15 protein-coding genes are annotated in these 17,837 nt (G+C 38.8%); 4 read left to right on the plus strand and 11 right to left on the minus strand.

Annotated elements, in window-relative coordinates:
- Positions 1-282: 282 nt before the first annotated feature.
- The 4 genes from mbcS to F7732_RS09200 form a co-directional block, all read right to left on the minus strand.
- On the minus strand, positions 283-1,872 hold the full coding sequence (gene mbcS, locus F7732_RS09185) for an acyl-CoA synthetase MbcS (RefSeq protein ID WP_151573550.1): 1,590 nt from the start codon (positions 1,870-1,872) through the stop codon (positions 283-285).
- A gap of 241 nt (positions 1,873-2,113) precedes the next feature.
- Positions 2,114-2,317, minus strand: a complete 204-nt coding sequence (locus F7732_RS09190; RefSeq protein ID WP_066443007.1) for an alpha/beta-type small acid-soluble spore protein — start codon at positions 2,315-2,317, stop codon at positions 2,114-2,116.
- An 85-nt stretch (positions 2,318-2,402) separates the two neighbouring features.
- A complete protein-coding gene (gene thiI / locus F7732_RS09195; protein WP_192913016.1) occupies positions 2,403-3,608 on the minus strand; it encodes a tRNA uracil 4-sulfurtransferase ThiI in 1,206 nt (401 codons plus the stop codon).
- Positions 3,609-3,610: 2 nt separating this feature from the next.
- Positions 3,611-4,747: a cysteine desulfurase family protein gene (locus F7732_RS09200; RefSeq protein WP_151573551.1), complete on the minus strand. Its 1,137-nt coding sequence runs from the start codon at positions 4,745-4,747 to the stop codon at positions 3,611-3,613.
- A 214-nt stretch (positions 4,748-4,961) separates the two neighbouring features.
- On the opposite strand from F7732_RS09200, the gene brnQ reads away from it, so the two are divergent.
- Positions 4,962-6,290 (plus strand): branched-chain amino acid transport system II carrier protein, encoded by a 1,329-nt coding sequence (brnQ, locus tag F7732_RS09205; protein WP_151573552.1) that lies wholly within the window; start codon positions 4,962-4,964, stop codon positions 6,288-6,290.
- Positions 6,291-6,359: 69 nt separating this feature from the next.
- Here brnQ and ezrA read toward each other — a convergent pair whose 3' ends face one another.
- Positions 6,360-8,048 carry a septation ring formation regulator EzrA gene (ezrA, locus tag F7732_RS09210; RefSeq protein WP_151573553.1) on the minus strand — a complete coding sequence of 563 codons (1,689 nt, stop codon included), beginning with the start codon at positions 8,046-8,048 and terminating at the stop codon, positions 6,360-6,362.
- Positions 8,049-8,237: 189 nt separating this feature from the next.
- Between ezrA and hisJ the strand changes: the two genes are divergently transcribed.
- A complete protein-coding gene (gene hisJ, locus F7732_RS09215) occupies positions 8,238-9,044 on the plus strand; it encodes a histidinol-phosphatase HisJ (RefSeq protein WP_151573554.1) in 807 nt (268 codons plus the stop codon).
- A gap of 9 nt (positions 9,045-9,053) precedes the next feature.
- Here hisJ and refZ read toward each other — a convergent pair whose 3' ends face one another.
- A complete protein-coding gene (refZ, locus tag F7732_RS09220; RefSeq protein WP_151573555.1) occupies positions 9,054-9,689 on the minus strand; it encodes a forespore capture DNA-binding protein RefZ in 636 nt (211 codons plus the stop codon).
- 215 nt (positions 9,690-9,904) lie between these two features.
- Here refZ and F7732_RS09225 point away from each other — a divergent pair, with 215 nt between their 5' ends.
- On the plus strand, positions 9,905-10,384 hold the full coding sequence (locus F7732_RS09225) for a GAF domain-containing protein (RefSeq protein WP_151573556.1): 480 nt from the start codon (positions 9,905-9,907) through the stop codon (positions 10,382-10,384).
- A 102-nt stretch (positions 10,385-10,486) separates the two neighbouring features.
- Here F7732_RS09225 and megL read toward each other — a convergent pair whose 3' ends face one another.
- The 3 genes from megL to F7732_RS09240 all read right to left on the minus strand — a co-directional run bounded on the left by megL (position 10,487) and on the right by F7732_RS09240 (position 14,351).
- Complete coding sequence (gene megL / locus F7732_RS09230) at positions 10,487-11,665, minus strand: methionine gamma-lyase (protein ID WP_151573557.1); 1,179 nt, start codon at positions 11,663-11,665, stop codon at positions 10,487-10,489.
- A 174-nt stretch (positions 11,666-11,839) separates the two neighbouring features.
- Complete coding sequence (locus tag F7732_RS09235; RefSeq protein WP_151573558.1) at positions 11,840-13,723, minus strand: sensor domain-containing diguanylate cyclase; 1,884 nt, start codon at positions 13,721-13,723, stop codon at positions 11,840-11,842.
- A gap of 55 nt (positions 13,724-13,778) precedes the next feature.
- Positions 13,779-14,351: a hypothetical protein gene (locus tag F7732_RS09240; RefSeq protein ID WP_151573559.1), complete on the minus strand. Its 573-nt coding sequence runs from the start codon at positions 14,349-14,351 to the stop codon at positions 13,779-13,781.
- Positions 14,352-15,256: 905 nt separating this feature from the next.
- Here F7732_RS09240 and rpsD point away from each other — a divergent pair.
- The gene (gene rpsD, locus F7732_RS09245; protein WP_066442997.1) at positions 15,257-15,859 is read left to right on the plus strand and encodes a 30S ribosomal protein S4; all 603 of its coding nucleotides are present in this window, start codon (positions 15,257-15,259) and stop codon (positions 15,857-15,859) included.
- A 234-nt stretch (positions 15,860-16,093) separates the two neighbouring features.
- Here the strand turns inward: rpsD and F7732_RS09250 are convergent, their stop codons facing one another.
- Complete coding sequence (locus F7732_RS09250; RefSeq protein WP_161598851.1) at positions 16,094-16,645, minus strand: replication-relaxation family protein; 552 nt, start codon at positions 16,643-16,645, stop codon at positions 16,094-16,096.
- Positions 16,632-17,828 carry an FtsK/SpoIIIE domain-containing protein gene (locus F7732_RS09255; RefSeq protein WP_151573561.1) on the minus strand — a complete coding sequence of 399 codons (1,197 nt, stop codon included), beginning with the start codon at positions 17,826-17,828 and terminating at the stop codon, positions 16,632-16,634. The genes F7732_RS09250 and F7732_RS09255 overlap by 14 nt, the downstream gene beginning before the upstream one ends.
- Positions 17,829-17,837: the final 9 nt, after the last annotated feature.

Below are 17,837 nucleotides of genomic sequence, written 5' to 3' on the forward strand. Positions count from 1 at the left end.
TATCTTGCGGTTTTGAAGTTTATTTTGCCACAATGCATTGGAAACACCACAATGCATGCCAAAATTTGCGGCTTTTATGATGAATAGATGGAGTTTTGCAGCTTTGGTTTTCCGGATATCCGCCATCTATTTGAAATATCCGCGGTTATTTAGATTTATCCGCCGTAAAAAAATTTTATCCCCCGTTATTTCCATTTTATCCGCCAAAAACACTGATATATCCGCCAACGCAAAAATATCCCCCATACAAAAAGCAGGCACCCTCGCCTGCTTTTCCTCAAATCACACCTTGTTTGCTGCACTTTCCAGTTCTTTTTTCCGCAGCTCCACTCTCATAATCTTTCCTGAAATCGTTTTAGGCAGTTCCTCAACAAATTCAATTTTCCGAGGGTATTTATATGGAGCAGTCATTTCTTTCACATGATCCTGCAGCTGCTGTATAATCTCGCTCTCTTTTTGCTCGGGCAGATCCTTCAAAATAACAAATGCCTTCACGATCGATCCGCGAACTTCATCCGGGCTGCCGACGACAGCACATTCTTTTACATAAGGATGTTTAACAAGCGCGTCTTCCACTTCAAATGGCCCAATCGTATAGCCCGAGCTAATAATGATGTCATCTCCACGTCCTTCAAACCAAAAGTATCCATCTTCATCTTTTTTCGCTTTGTCACCTGTTATATAATATTCTCCTCTAAACTGCATAGACGTTCGTTCAGGGTCTTTATAATAATTTTTAAACAAAGCAGGTGTGCTGACATGAACGGCAATATCACCAACCTCCCCTGCCTCACAAGGTCTCCCTTCATCATTGATGATGTCTACCCTGTTGCCTGGTGTCGGTTTTCCCATTGAACCAGGTCTGAGTTCCATTTCCTTTGTCACTCCAACAAGTAATGTATTTTCAGTCTGACCATAGCCATCGCGAACATTGAGTTGAAAATATTTCTTAAAAATATCAATCACTTCTCTATTTAACGGTTCACCAGCAGACACAGCACTGCGAAGGTGAGGTAATTGGTATTGTCCAATTTCATCCACTTTTGCCATTAACCGATATTCAGTAGGTGTACAGCAAAGAACATTCACCTTATAATCCTGAAGAAGCTGTAAATATTTTTTGGGATCATATTTGCCATTATAAACAAAACCAGTTGCACCGGAACCCAGAACGGATAAAAAGGGACTCCAAACCCATTTTTGCCAGCCAGGTCCAGCTGTTGCCCAGACGATATCTCCTTCTTCAATCAAGAGCCAGTGAGGTGCAGCCGTTCTTAAATGTGCAAAGGCCCATCCATGTGTATGGACAACCCCTTTTGGATTGCCAGTAGTACCCGATGTATATGATAAAAATGCCATGTCATCTTTATTTGTTTCAGCGGTTGTTAAAGTGGAAGAGGCCAATTCCAGCTCTTCATCTAAATAAAACCAATTAGCTGCTTTTTGACCAATTGAAAATTTAACTAACGGTTCTGCTTCTTTAAGCTCTTTGACTTGATCAACAAATGGATAATAACTAATGATACCCTTCACATCACCATGAGTTATTCGGTATTGCAAATCCTTTGGCCTAAGCATTTCAGAGCTTGGAAGGACTGTTAATCCGATTTTTAATGCACCTAAATATACTTCATATGCTTCAATTAAGCGAGGAATGATGACAAGGACAGTATCTCCCTTTTGCAATCCATGATTCAATAAAGCGTTTCCAACTTTATTCACTCTTTCCATCAAACGATGATATGTAATATTCTTTTTCTCTCCAAACTCATTTTCCCAAATGAGTGCAAGCTTATTTTGGTCAGCTGCGAATTTCTCAACTTCTTCAACAAGGTTATACTGTTCGGGAGCAAGTAAATCTTCACGTTCCATATTGATAATCCTCCTTAATTGGTTTATACTCCCAACATTATACTAAATTTTTTTAAAAATCAAAACAATCAAATTTATCAACTTTATAACAATTAATCTAAACGTCGTACTGGCAAAAGAAAGTGTGAGAAATAAGCTTAAAAAATGCCTGGCTCTTCTCTAGGAAGACTCAATTCTCTTTATGAAGTCAGAAAAAGGAGCAGGGCGTTTGCCCTGCTCCTTGTAGCCATATTATCTATTTTTATTTTTGGTAACCGCCTAATTGTTGTTCAGCCATTTGAACTAAACGCTTAGTGATTTCTCCACCTACTGAACCGTTAGCACGAGAAGTAGTTTCTGCACCAAGGTTTACACCAAATTCAGTAGCGATTTCGTACTTCATTTGATCTAGAGCTTGTTGTACACCAGGAACTAAAAGCTGGTTTGAGTTGTTGTTGTTTGCCATGTGATTTCACCTCCTTGTGAGTATAGAATGTGTAGAATCACATGGCGGTATGCACTTTTAAATTGGTAAATTCATGAAGATCTTCTTAAAATAGATCCTCATCCTCATTTTCATAGCTGAAACCTGGTGTAATTGTTAGCGTTTCGGTATCTTTTACTGCTTTTGATATTGCTTCTGTAAAATCAACAAAGCTCTCAAACCGCTCAACTTTCTCAAGTTTTGGTTTTGTTTTTGGGGATGCTGGAACAAAAACAGTACAGCAATCTTCAAAAGGACGATTAGAGATGTCAAACGTGTCTATTTTTTGTGCGATTTCCACAATTTCTTCCTTATCCATTGTAATCAATGGACGCAGCACTGGTGTTGACGTTACATCATTAATGGCATACATGCTTTCTAACGTCTGACTGGCAACTTGTCCTAGACTTTCACCCGTGATAATAGCAAGACCTTCATTTCTTTTGCGAAGCTGATCGGTTATGGTTAGCATCATTCTTCGGGTTGAAGTCATAGTATAATTTTCAGGCACCTGCTTCTGAATCATTTGCTGCACCTCAGTAAATGGCACAATATGCAATGTGACTTTCCCGCAAATTTTAGACAGTTTTTCGGTTAAATCAATCACTTTTTGCTTTGCGCGTTCACTTGTGAAAGGAGGGCTGTGAAAATGGACAGCCTCAATTTCGATTCCTCTCTTCATTGCTAAATAACCAGCTACAGGACTATCAATTCCGCCTGAGAGCATTAGCATCGCTTTTCCGCCTGAACCAGCAGGAAGACCGCCGGCTCCTTTTATATTTTCACAAGATAAATAAACGCCTTCTTCTCTCACTTCAATTTGCAGATTGATATCAGGGTTCTTCACATCAACCTTTGAATGTTCTACATTTTTTAATATATGGGAGCCAAATGTATGATTCATTTCTCCTGTATCAAGCTGAAACTTCTTATCTGCCCGCTTCGATGTAATTTTAAAGGTTTTACCTTCTTCAAACACCTTCTCAAACAAGGACAATGCAGCATCCTTAATTTGATCAATTTCTTGTTCAGTTTTTATGGCAAGACTGAAGGATTGAATGCCAAAAACTTCTTTTAAACATTGTGCAGCAGCTTCCCCATCTGCACCGTTTAATTTAACAAACATTCGGTCACGCTGTGTTTCTATTTTGATTTCCGGGAATTGATGTAGCACTCGCTTTACATTCTGTCTTAACTTTTCCAAAAACTTGCTGCGGTTTCTCCCTTTAGTAGAAATTTCACCAAAGCGGATTAATATACGGTCATAGTTGATCATCATTTCATTACCTTTCTTAACCTTGTAATTGTGTTTTTAACAGCATCAATAAATAAATGTGCTTCTTCCAATGTATTCTCATAAGATAAACTCACTCGCAATGCTCTTTTGGCTAGTTCTTCATGCACACCCATTGCCAGCAGTGTCTGGCTGACTGCTTTTGATTTAGACGAGCATGCACTAGTTGTAGAAATATATATATCATGCTCAGCAAGAGCATGGACAAACACTTCTGCTTTCATACCGCTTATCGAAAAATTGATGATATGTGGCGCAGCTTGATTTGCTGGAGTATGAATCGTTATACCCTCCATCACACCTAATTCTTCTATGATATAACGCTTAATTTCAGAAAGTGTACTGGATTCTGTTTCCTGCTTAGTCAATTCCATTCTTAGCGCTTTGGCCATTGCAACAGCACCTGGCAAATTTTCGGTTCCGCTTCTTACTTGCTGCTCTTGGCTGCCGCCGGAAAACAGCGGGGAGATCTTTACTCCTTTTCGTATATACAAGGCACCGGTGCCTTTTATACCGTGAAATTTATGAGCTGAAATAGTACATAGATCAATGTGACATTGACTAATATTGAGTGAAACCTTTCCAATTCCCTGTACATGGTCAACATGAAAAAGAATATCTGGATAGCTCATCAGCATTTGTCCTATTTCATGAATTGGCTGAATGGATCCGACCTCATTATTGACATGCATAACGGATACAAGCACAGTATCGTTCGTAATGGCTGCCCGAATATCCTCAATGTCCACAATTCCATCAGAATCAACAGGTATAAATGTAATCTGGTAGCCGAGTTTCTGCAATTGTTTCATGGCTTCCTTAACAGAAGGATGTTCAATTTCAGTCGTAATCAAATGTTTTCCGCGCTTTGCCAGTGCGCCTCCTTTTATGGCAAGGTTATTGCCTTCAGTTCCGCCAGAAGTAAAAATGATCTCCTGAGCATCCACTTTCAGCAAATTAGCCATCTGTTCACGCGCCTGTGCGAGCAGCTTTTCAGATCTGGCTCCATATGAATGAAGGGAAGATGGATTACCATAGTAATCTTCACTTACCTTTACAAATGATTGAATGGCTTCTTTATATGGTTTCGTTGTTGCGCTATTATCAAAATAAATCATGATTGGTCACCACCTTATGCAATTCTCAATCTTACCATAAATAGAGGAACTTCGATATATAGAATGAATGGGTATTCTATATTATTGCAATATATTTTTTCTAATATTAAAATTATTTTAAAATCTGCTATTTTTTAAAATGCATGTTACTATGTTAATGTTCTAAACATTTTGAGGAATGAAAGAATAGTGCAATTGTTTAGGAGGACTATTTTTGAAGCAGCAAACATTATCTTTAAAACAAATATTTGCGATTGGACTAATGCTTTTCGCGTTATTTTTTGGAGCCGGAAATATGATTTTCCCTCCATTTATGGGGCAGGAGGCCGGTACATCCGTCTGGACTGCTGCTTTCGGTTTTTTAATTACTGGTGTTGGATTGCCTTTATTGGCGATCATTGCGATTGCCAGAACAGGTGATGTCCAAACAATGGCAAGCAGAGTTCATCCTGTGTTTGGGGTTGTTTTTACCGTCACTATGTATTTGGTGATCGGGCCGCTGTTTGCTATACCGCGGACTGCTACTGTTTCATATGAAATTGGTATTATTCCGTTCCTTGGTGAAAACGTTTCCAATTCTATTTGGCCATTACTGCTGTTTTCAGCTGTCTTTTTCGCCATTACCCTATGGCTCGCTATGAATCCAACCAAACTGGTGGATACGATTGGAAAAGTGTTAACACCTGCGCTTTTAATCATCTTAGGAATCATTGTAATAAAAGCCATCATTTCACCACTTGGGGATCAAGACCTCCCAAAAGATACATATAATGACACAGCTTTTTTTACAGGGTTTATTGAAGGCTACTTAACGATGGATACCATTGCCGCTCTAGTCTTCGGCATTATTGTTATTGGCTCTATTAATGGGTTAGGCGTAACCAGCCAGAAAGCAGTTATGAAGATATGTATATATGCTGGTCTCATCGCTGCAGCCGGTCTCGCAATCATTTACGTGTCTCTTGCTTATATTGGGTCAACTGCACCAGAAGCAATTGGATTTAAAGAAAATGGCGGAGCGATATTGTCAGGTACCGTACAATATTTATTCGGCCCGCTTGGATCCGTGATTTTAGCAGCTGCCATCGTTTTTGCGTGTTTAACAACCTCCGTTGGACTTGTTTCATCTTGTGCGGAGTATTTCTCAAAGTTATTTCCAGCTTTCTCTTATAAGACGATTGTTATTGTATTCTCCCTTTTTAGTGCCGTGCTGGCGAATGCAGGGCTGACTCACCTTATTACTTTTTCTGTTCCTGTTCTGGTTATTATTTATCCGCTTGCAATTGTTTTAATTGTTTTGTCTTTTTTTCACCATCTTTTTAAAGGCCGCTCTATCGTCTATATTTGCGCGTTGCTTCCAACCGGTTTACTCAGCTTTGTGGATGGTTTTAATGAAGCGGGAGTGAATGTTTCAGCTATTGGTGAGAACCTTTCGTTTCTGCCTTTATATGCAGAAGGGCTCGGCTGGATCATGCCTGCCATTGCCGGAGCAGCCCTTGGATACTTTTTATCCTTATTTAGGGGCGCAAAGAAGCTTCCTTAAGATGATGACTAAGAAAGTACATACAAAAAGGCTTAGAGGTTCATACCACTAAGCCTTTTTCATACTGTCCTATTCTTCTTTTATAAGCTCTTCTATTTTCTTCAAAGCACCAGGCTCAACTTCTTCAATTGAAGTGGCAGCCTGTTCAAGTGATGTTTTATAATCGTAGCTTCTAAAAGACTGTTCTGCCTCTTGTAAGGCTTTTTCGATTGAAGGATATGAACTTCTATAGCGGTTTCCATATTGAATGACTCTTTCAGCAAGCTGAATCGTTTCAATCATTTCTTCCGTGTAATGTGCCAGTTTATCCACTGTCATCACAGCAACCTCGAGATATTGCTGAACAGTTGGGATATTAAGAGGTTTTTCCTCCAGTTTTTGCATCACATTTTCAATGCTTTCTTGAGTATCGTGCACCAAATATTTATATTCCTGAGATAAACCTGGAATATTGCTTTTGGATACAAGCTTGACCGCCTCTGTCATGGTCTTCTTCAATTCTGCCACTGTTTCTCTAGCAGTCATTTCATCTTTTCTAAGTGCCTGTAATTTTTCCGAAAAAACATCCTGCTCCAGACAAATTTCATCCAGACTTGATTTGATTTGCAGGAATTCTTCCAATAGATGCGTTTGTGCAGAACCTTGATTTTTTATTTTGTGATGCAAAACATCGTATTTTTTTGTTAAGGCTGATAACGTTTTTTCAAGTTTTATTTGTATTTCTTTATCCTGCTGATCCACATGGTAGCTTTCACAAATTTCGTCGAGCTCACCTTTTAGATCCTTATTGCTTTCTAAGCTATCATATAATCTCTCTCTGACAAGTGGCTCCTCCTGCTGCAGATTATGTTTTGCATGTACTTCCTTTTCGAGTAGATCATATAATAGATCAATGCTTTCCCTCATATCGTCTACTGTAGTTTGCACATAATCAAGCTCTGCTTTATAAAGGGATTCCAGGAGCTTATCGAGCTCTTGCTGAAATTGTTCAATGTCTTTTTCCAGCTGAATATGATCGAGAATATAACCGCCTTCCCGCATTTCTTCATATCCATCCCGCAGGTCCGCCATTTGAGAAGGAAGCTTAGACTGGCATTCGATTAGTAATTCAGGAATAGAGTCCATGCACTGCTGCAAATGATCCAATATTTCCTGAATCGCCAATACAACTTCCCGTGCTTCTAAATAATTTCCCTGATCTGTTTTTTCGGCAAATTGTTCAAATAATTCGGCAGCTTTGTCAAATTGCTTTTCCAGTACTTCCTCTGCTTTGCCAAATGTATGTCTGTGTGCCAGCAAAAGTTTCTTATTTTCCCGATAATTTTCTTTCAGTTCTTCAATTTCCAGCCTGTTTTTTTCCTCACTGCCAACAAGATCCTTTACTTCAACTAGAAGTGCTTTGATTTGTTCTTCAATACGTTCAAGACTGCTTTCAATCGCACTTAATGCTTCTTTCGCTTTACCGAAGCGATACTTATCAATCGATTCTTCAGCATCAAACAAATATTCCTCTACATTTGGAAGTTCTGCTGTTACGATCTCATCCCAGTTATAGCGCCAGCCTTCAAACAGTTCTTCTGTTTGACCAGTCATATTCAGCTGTTTGACCTTTGCCATTTCATCCAGCACAGGTCGGTCCATAATATCCATTTTCCATGTTTCCAGCCGATCAACTTCTTTATAGTATTTCTTTTTTAAAAAATATCCTGTCAAATATATAAGAATGACAATTACGATACCGCCAATTATGTATCCCACTTTTTAAAAGCCCCCTGTTCTGTTCCGAGCCGGTATGTCCATCTATACTTTCACTTTTCGTGTTCAATTCAATGTTTTTATGATACCATGTAAACGACATTTTTTGACTATTTATTTCACATTTTATCGAAATAAATCAATAAATCTTTAACATTCGTTAACATGCAGTTCAAGGAGGGAAAAAAGTATATGAAAAAAGATGGTCATATTCATACACCTTACTGTCCACACGGAACAAAAGATCCTCTTGAAAGTTATATTATAAAGGCAATATCGCTGGGATTCCAAGAAATATCCTTTACAGAGCATGCACCGCTCCCTCGGATGTTCTCAGAACCAACTCCTTTAAAAGATAGTGCTATGTCAATGAATCAACTCGAAGACTACTTTAAGGAAGTAAATGGATTAAAGGAAAAATACAAAAGCAGCATCACTGTGAATGCTGGGTTAGAAGTAGATTTTATTGAAGGATTTGAGCAGGAGATTAAAGCTTTTCTCAACGAATATGGAAGGCTTATTGACGATTCCATACTGTCCGTTCACTTTTTAAAGCATGATAGTGTGTATGATTGTCTCGATCATAGTCCAGACGTTTTTGGTGGAATGATCAAGAGATATGGAAGCGTTGATGCCATTTATGAGCGCTATTACCAAACTGTCACCCTATCTATTCTTGCTGACTTAGGTAAATATAAACCTAAACGAATTGGACATATCAACCTTGTTGAGAAATTTAAGAAAAAATTCCAAAGTGAAAAAGATTTTAAGGATACTTTAATGGCCATTCTGCGAGCGGTGAAACAGAACGGGTATGAGCTTGATTATAATGGCGCCGGTTCAAGTAAACCTTTATGCCGGGAACCATATCCGCCTTTGTGGGCAGCAAATGCTGCTCTTGAAATGGGCATAACACTTGTTTACGGATCAGATGCACATCAAGTCAAAGAGCTTGGCCAAGGTTTGCCTATGATGCTCAGCCAAGAACATCTCTATTAAATACTAGAGTTATGATGATACAGTCAGTATTTGTTTCTCCAGCTGCTGGCTGTTCATCCTTCCATCGACCCAGCTGTATAATTCCTGCAAATATTTATCAGCAAAATATTTTTCCTGGGGAAGAAGATACAGCACTTCTGTCATATAATGTGTATTTAAAAAAGGCATGGTCAATAGCCCCTTAAGCTGAAGCAGATAATAGCCTGAAGATTCCTGACGAAATTCCCCATTAGCAAAGCCGTATTCAAAGATGTTTTGAAAAAAGTATTTTTCCTTCATGGCATAGGTAGACATAATTTCCCGAACCATCTGTGAATCTAAAGACATTTCCCGCACGATCATTCGCGTTAATTGACTATTTTCAAACTGATAATAAATGATTCTTTCAAGTGTCTTCTTTAAACAAATGATTGCACCATCCTCCAGAAAGGCGACAGCTTTTTCCATTTCTTTCAAATAGCCCTCATAATAAGCTGTAAAGCAATACTCCAATAAACCTTCCTTATTTCCAAAGTAATAAGCGATATTAGCGGAATTTGAACCTGCCTTTTCCGAAATATCACGTACTGAAGTGCCTTTAAACCCTTTATGGTTAAATAAATTAACTGCAGCATCCACGATCGCATCACGAGCATTTTTTTTCAATATCTTTCCTCTCTTTCTGCATCAGCTAAGATCGTAAAAATTTTTCTATAGATTCAAGTTTTGTTGCTGTTCATTGAGTTTCTACCTTTGCTATAATGTATACATTCTTGTTAAGATTTCTAGATTCCTTTATAAACATATCGACAAATTCCAGCGAGAATCTTGTGATTTTGCGATACATCTCTATACATTTTTTGAAAGATAGGTGAAACATGATGTTTAACGTCGAAACATACCGCGGAACACGCGAAGAGAATTACGATCTTGTCATTAAACAGCTTGCCGCTTTGCTTGAAGGGGAAACGAATACCATTGCGAATTTAAGCAATGCTTCCGCTTTGCTTAATCAATTTTTAGACCGAGTTAATTGGGTTGGTTTTTACGTATTAGAAAATGGTGAGCTTGTGTTAGGGCCTTTCCAAGGTTTGCCTGCATGTGTGCGAATTCCTTTAGGACGAGGTGTTTGCGGATCCTCTGCACAAGAAAAGAAAACATTCAGAGTAGAGGATGTCCACCAATTCCCTGGACATATTGCCTGTGATGCTGCCTCACAATCAGAAATTGTTGTACCTTTAATAAAAGACGGTGAGCTTCTTGGAGTTTTAGATATTGATTCTCCAGAAAAAAATCGCTTTGATGAACTTGACCAAAGCAAGCTTGAACAATTTGTTCAAGAACTTGTTAAACATTTGTAATCCATTATCAAAACAGCATTTACATTTTTACAACGTTTTAGGACTGCCATGAGCAGTCCTATTTCTTTTTCTAATAAGTGGGATTCTGATCTGATGTTTTCTCTAAATTTTTGCTAATGCATTCTCGAGATCCTCGCGAAGGTCTTCCCATGCTTCAAGTCCAACCGATAAGCGCAGCAGCGAATCAGATATTCCCATTTGCACTCGGTCCTCAGGAGGAACCGAAGCATGTGTCATCGTTGCCGGATGCTGGATCAGCGTTTCTGCATCTCCAAGGCTGACGGCGATCTGGATAAGCTGCAGTTCATTCATAAAAGCCTGTGCTGCTCTTTTATCTCCCTTTAGTTCAAAAGAGATCAATCCGCCAGGCTTTCTCATCTGTTTATTTGCTATTCTGTAATCAGGGTGTTTTGAGTTGCCTGGGAAATAAACTTGTGCAACCTTAACATGATCACACAGAAAAGCTGCCAGTTTTTCAGCATTTTCGGTATGACGATCCATTCTGACAGCCAGTGTTTTTAAGCCTCTTAGTAATAGCCATGCATCGAAAGGAGAAAGTACGCCGCCAATATCCTTTTGAGTTGTCTGGGCAATTTTCGCCATCATTTCCTTACTGCCTGCTGCGATACCAGCAATGACATCCCCATGTCCACTAATATATTTCGTTGCACTATGAACGACAATATCACACCCAAGTGCAACCGGATTCTGCAAATATGGCGAACAAAATGTATTATCCACAACAACCGGTATTCCTTTTTCCCGACCTACATCAGCAGCCATTTCCAAATCAACAAGCTGCATGGTTGGATTAATTGGCGTTTCAATATACAGACAGGTTGTTTCCGGCCGGATCGCCTGCAGCAGTTCATCTCTTGATTTCATTGAAGAAAAATCGTGAGTAATTTTATATTTTTCTTCCATCAGCTTTAACAATCCAAATGTACATCCATACACACCTTGTGAGCATAAAATATGATCTCCCGCCCGTGTTAATGACAGCAGAATCGCAGAAACCGCGGCCATTCCCGAGCCAAAGGCTAGTGCCGCCTCAGCCTGTTCCAATTGCGCCATTCTTTGCTCAAAGCTGGCTACTGTTGGATTGCCAAGGCGCGAGTAAATAAATCCATCCTCTTCACCTGAAAAACGCCTCTCTCCTTGCTCAGCATTTTCAAAGGTAAAGGTAGAAGTTTGAAAGATTGGCGGTGCAAGACTGCCTTTGAATTCATTAGAACGGTAACCTCCATGAATCGTCATTGTCTCGAATTGGTGTTTTTTCATAGGCTAATCTCTCCCTCTTTTTGTAAGCGTTTACATTATTCTCTTATTAGAATATGATACTTTATTAAAAAATGGAAGAGTAATAACTTCTTTTATTTATATAAACCATTTCGCGTTTTTAGGAGCTGATAACATTTAAAATGTAAAAAAATTAAGATGCCCATAGTGGACATCTTAATTTTTTTGGACAACCATTTTGTTTTTCCCTGTTTCTTTTGCTATATAGAGAGCTTTATCTGCACGCTTAAACAGTGCTGAGTACGTATCTTCTTCTTGAACATCCGCAATACTTGCTTTGCTCCAATACGAGACCCCGCATGAAATGGTAACCTGTGGGTTTGTTGTCTTCCCTACTTTTTGTACGAGTCGATTGGCAATAGCAATTCCTGCTTCCAATCCGACGTTTGGCAAATAAACGGCCAGCTCTTCACCGCCCCATCGTGCTCCTATATCTGAGCCGCGAATATTCTTTCTGATTAAATTGGCGACCTGTACAATTACCTCATCACCAGCTTGATGACCATACGTGTCATTTACCTTTTTAAAGTTGTCAATGTCAATTAACATAAAGGTTCCTTCTTGATCCTCATTCATGGAGCTATAGATCTTTTTATCAAGATAGCTTCTTGAAAAAAGCTTTGTCAGATGATCTGTGACGACCATTCTTTCTAACTCTTCTCTTAACATTGAATTGGTAAAAGCCAATGTAGAATGATGGATAAGCGATTGCAGCAGTTTAAAGGACTCAAACGAGAAATGATACGGCTGCTGATGCATCACAAGCGCAAACCCCTTCAATTCGCCCGATTGATCCATCGGAACGGCCATTATGGATTTAAAGCCTTTTTCTTCTGTGCTATCAGGAAAATGAAAGTCACCTAAGAACAGCGGCTCTCTTTCTTTCGCAATCTTGTCTTTCATCAGTTGAATATATCTCTCCGATTCTCTTACCTGGAAGAAAGAAGTACTGCCCTGCAAAACGTTAATATCCTCTCCATCATTTAATAATAAAATGAAGCCGACTTCCTCGGCACCGAACGAACTCGAAATTTGCTCTGACATGTATTTCATTGTTTCAGTAAGTCTTAGATCAGAATTTAATCGGTGGGAAGTTTCATTAATTAGCTGCAAGTCAGAGATAAGACGCTTTGATTGCTGATAGAGCTGGGCATTTTCAAGCGCACTTCCTGCTGTATTTGCGAGCAGTGAAATAAACTCGACCTCATTTTTAGGAAAATTCACTGTGTTTGGCGCAATTACCTGCAAAACGCCATATACTCCCTGCTTCCCCATTAACGGTGCATACAGCACGGATCTTCCATACGACTGAGAATCCTCAAATTGAATCGTTCCAGTTACATATGCCTGCATTGCAGAAATATTTTCACTGTCATATTCCAAATCCTTAATAGGCAAGTCTGTATTATTATTGTTGTCGTGTGAAAGAAGCAGATAATAGGTGAATGTTGGGTAAACCTCCTGCAAGGTTTGGATAATCTCACCTAAAACACTATCCATATTCATGGAAGAGTGAAACTTTTCTGTAACCCTAAATAACTGCTGATATCGCTTCTCCTCAGAGAGCACAGTTGACAGCTCTTGAATTTTTGCTAAAAAATGTCCGCATTCATTTGAAATGACCTGCAAAACATCTTCAGAAATATGAAAATCCTGATCTTTCCCCTCAAAAATCAAGCAGCCAAGCAGTTGATTTTTCTTTTCCAATAAAAGCATTAAAGCATTTCCTTCAATTTCAATTAAACTCGTCCGGTTCATTGGTGCACCGCTGCGGCTAAAGTCAGGAATAGAGCGGATGTCGATTTTTTTCGGAAACATCTCCACATCAATATTGCCAATTGGAGCTTTAAATTGCAGAACTTGCTCTTGTTCATTGCGTTTATAAAGAAGGATACCAGGCACTTCAAGCAATGAATGAATGGCTGTCAGCATTTTATTTACAATATGATCATAATGAAATAAACCACTCTCTGTATCAATAAGATCATAGAAGTGACTTTTTAGTTTTATTATTATTGGATCTTCCTGTGTATTGACCATCAACATCATCACCTGTTATACATGCTGACATTTAACGCAGCATGCCCACTGTTATTTAACCCTGTAAGTTCTCAATTATACTAAAACTGCCATTTTTTTGAACAACTAGCCATAAAGATTGATCAGCTGCCAAAGAATGAATAGCGATGGGCTCCTGCACTCCTTGTCTATGCAGCTCCTCCACTTTCATCGTTGTAAGCTCATCTCTAAATAAAGGATCTTCTATTTTGGATGCCTCATCTTTCTCAGCTGCATCAAGCGAATCATCCAGATAAATCCAATCATTACTCATATATACCCATATTCCTTGTTTTGACTCATCATTTGTAAGTTTTTCTGGAATTCCTTTTAATGTGACTGCCTGAAGAGCTGTGAATTTATGGCCATTTGACACGTCAACTTCATAGATTGCCAGCACATGCTCTTGATTTGTCTCTTTGTACAATGCCACTTTAGGATTTTCGTTTATAGATGTACCTTGTTCTAAAACTAGATAAAGCGGTGTATATGTGCCTTTTGAATCAATCACTTTATTATTTTGTACATATAAAAAAGCAAGAACAGTGACACTGATACATAGAAAAATGAGCACCAAGCGGGTGTTTCTTTCTTTTCTTGATTCTTTCACAACGATCACTCTTATATCTATTTTCCTATATTATAACATTAGGTTGCCTTATCCTGTATATTTAATTTCATTAATTAGCGTTTTACGATATCATGGTAAGATTGTACTTAAATTTTATGGAGAAGTTGCTCCCTGAGAAAAGGCAAATCATATAGTGCTATTTTCACTAGTCTGCATCTCAATTAACAAAAGAGCTGAAGATTTCTTTCTGCTGCAATGGTATTTTGGCTTAGAAGTCAATAATAAGCGGAATTTTTCCGGTTAAATGCACAATAATGCTCATTTCGGCTTAAATAAGGGTAGTTTTTCTGGTTATTCATAGCAAAACCCTCCAGTTTCACCAATTTTAAGGCGATAGTTGGAAATCCTCCGTCTATTTTAGCTAGTTTTAGGGCTTTTTTATAAATAAGAGGAATTTCTCCGCTTATTTCAGGCTTGCATTGTTTCTGCAGGCAATCCCATTATTCTTAAAAGCTGTGTCTAAAATGCCAGATTGCCATTTCTCGGATTTATAAATTTCTCTTCAAGTTTAGTTACTTCTTTTAGAACAGTTAGCTTTTTCCCTAACAATGGATGTAATATTTAGCCTAAGTTTACTTAGCCCGTAAACGCCACTTCTGTAACCCCCTTTAACCCGTTGGTGATATACTTTCTTTTTAAGTATGGAGATTCCTATTGACTTATTGCAGGTAAAAATTATATAATACTCTTTGTGTAAAATATTGCAGCCTATGCAAACACTTTTTGATCTCATTTTGTTCCTCAATCAGATTTCATTCTGAGGATGGGGTACTGTGTAACCCTTAGCTGCTAGGGCGAAGGTACATGAAAACAAAATGGTCTTAGAGATCGTAAGCATCTGTTTTTATTTTACCCAAATAAAAACACTAAAGGAGGAGTCTCTCATGGCTCGTTATACTGGCCCAAGCTGGAAATTATCTCGCCGTCTTGGCATTTCTTTAAGCGGTACAGGTAAAGAATTAGAAAAGCGTCCTTACGCTCCTGGACAACATGGTCCAAACCAACGTAAAAAATTATCTGAATACGGTTTACAATTGCAGGAAAAGCAAAAGCTTCGTCACATGTATGGTGTGAACGAGCGCCAATTCCGCAACTTGTTCGATAAAGCAGGTAAAATGGCTGGTAAACACGGTGAAAACTTCATGATTCTTCTTGAATCACGTCTTGACAACGTTGTTTATCGTTTAGGCTTAGCGCGCACTCGCCGCCAAGCTCGCCAAATCGTTAACCACGGTCACATCATGGTTGATGGAGCTCGCGTAGATATCCCATCATACCGTGTTGCACCTGGTCAAACAATCACACTTCGCGAAAAGTCTCGCAACCTTGACATCGTGAAAGAAGCAATCGAAGTAAACAACTTCGTACCTGATTTCGTTTCTTTCGACGCTGACAAGTTAGAAGGAACATTCACTCGCCTTCCTGAGCGTTCTGAACTTCCTGCTGAAATCAACGAATCATTAATCGTTGAATTCTACTCTCGTTAATAAAATCGCTTTGTAAAGAGCGTTAAGAAAATCTCTAGAAACGTTGATTTATCAATGGTTTTAGAGATTTTTCTTTTTTGTCTGCTTTGTATAATTCCGTATTATCCCCCATCTATTTGGGGGGGATTTGGGGGAGCTTTTTAATTATCAAATAACTGTGGACAGACACTTATAAATTCTTGAAATTGGCGGTTAGTAATAACCGTCATTTTTTATTTCTAATCTATCTTCAAACTAAATTTCGTTAAAACACATAACTTGGCTGTGTAGATTCTTTTCCTGCAGCCATGATTGAAATTTCTTCTTTCGTTCATTATTTGTTGTAAAAATATAAAGAATCGGTACTGACTGCTTCCGGATCTCCTTCCACAGATCGGCATAGGTATCGATTTTCTTTTTATTATCGATCATGCTGCGCGTGTTATCGACTTCAATAAGATGCAGGTATCCATTTCTATGAAAGGCAGCATCAGCGACTATTTTCTTCCCTGTTAGTTTCATTCCGTTAAAAACTATTCCTGAAGGATTGACTGGCACAAACTCCATGACATGTTCTGTTTTCCAATCGATCGGGCAGTTGAAGTAAAAGTATGCTTCGTTGGCCAACAATGTATGTTCAATAAGCGAATTCTTTTTTACTTCCTTGTTTGATCCGATTAACTCCCTTCCATGCTTATTAAGGTAAAGTACCTTTTCTTTATAGTGGAGGGCGACGTGTACATAGGGTTCTAGCTGCTTAACAATCCTGCAGGCATTACGATAACTCTTTAGATCATGCTTTTGCATTAGGTGCTTTATCTTCGCCATGCCAAGGGTGTCTATCGTGGTCAACAGGCTCTCTATTCTTGCCTGCGTTGATAATAGCATCTTCTTTCGCCTCCATTTGCTTAAACATATATTTGTCATCGATATAAGGCACTTGTATGGTGCGATTCTTTTCAATTTTGTATATTGCCCTTCCTGGTATACTTGGCAAATCTTCAGCTCCCACATCATCTAAAATAACTCTGCTGGCAATCTGTGCAGCCGCAATGAATGACAGCCGGGCGACTATATTCATTTTAACTTGCATGGGCACAGCTTCTTTTGTGGGATACTGGGTGCAAAAGATTAATCGATATCCTAAAGCTCCACCTATACGAGCAATCTCTGATAAGGCTGCCTGGCAAAACTTAGCGCATGCTTTTTGATCTTTACCATTGATTACATCTGGTGACAGTTCTGCTCCTTCGTCCACAATAATGAAGGTGCGTTTCTTGATCGGCGATTCCACAATATTTGTATATCCTTTTGAACGCATATACTTCTGCCGGCTTTTTAACTCTTCAATAATTCCATGTAATTGTTCCGTTGACTCGAATATGTCTGAAGCGACCGCCTTCACCTGTGGGATGCCTATATACTTCCCGAATTCCATTCCACCTTTAAGGTCCAATATATAAAACTCTACATTCTCCATTTGATTCATGAGCAAACTATAAAAGGACTCCTTAATGAAAACGGTCTTGCCAAAGCGCGTGACACCACCCACAAGCATATGAGGGTATTTGTCAAAGTCATGATAAAGCACACCATCATGATTGCGACCCATTGGCACTTCCCAGCCAGAGGTCAGCAAGTCATCTGTGTAAGACCATTTATCTGGCAACTTCTTTTTATAGACTTTTATCTTCAGCAATCCGTTTTCAAATTCTAAATCTATATCCTTGTTTAAACCGTCAGAAATAGCTGTTTTTAAGGATTCAAACACTTCGAATGGTATCCCTAGTGGTAAGGTATATAAATATGATACATACTCGTTTTTATCATGTTTATTAAGTAATTTCGGATATAGAAAGTGATCATCCTTTTTAATGCCAACTTTGCGGTTTTCGAATATTACTTGAAGCTTTCTTTGATCAGACATTTTACGCTTGGGAATAAATGCAGCTCCCGCGACTACTGCTGGCAACGCTAACCATTCGATCATTTCCCTGAC

The organism is Bacillus mesophilum (assembly GCF_008923265.1).
Taxonomy (GTDB): Bacteria; Bacillota; Bacilli; order Bacillales; family Cytobacillaceae; genus Cytobacillus; species Cytobacillus mesophilum.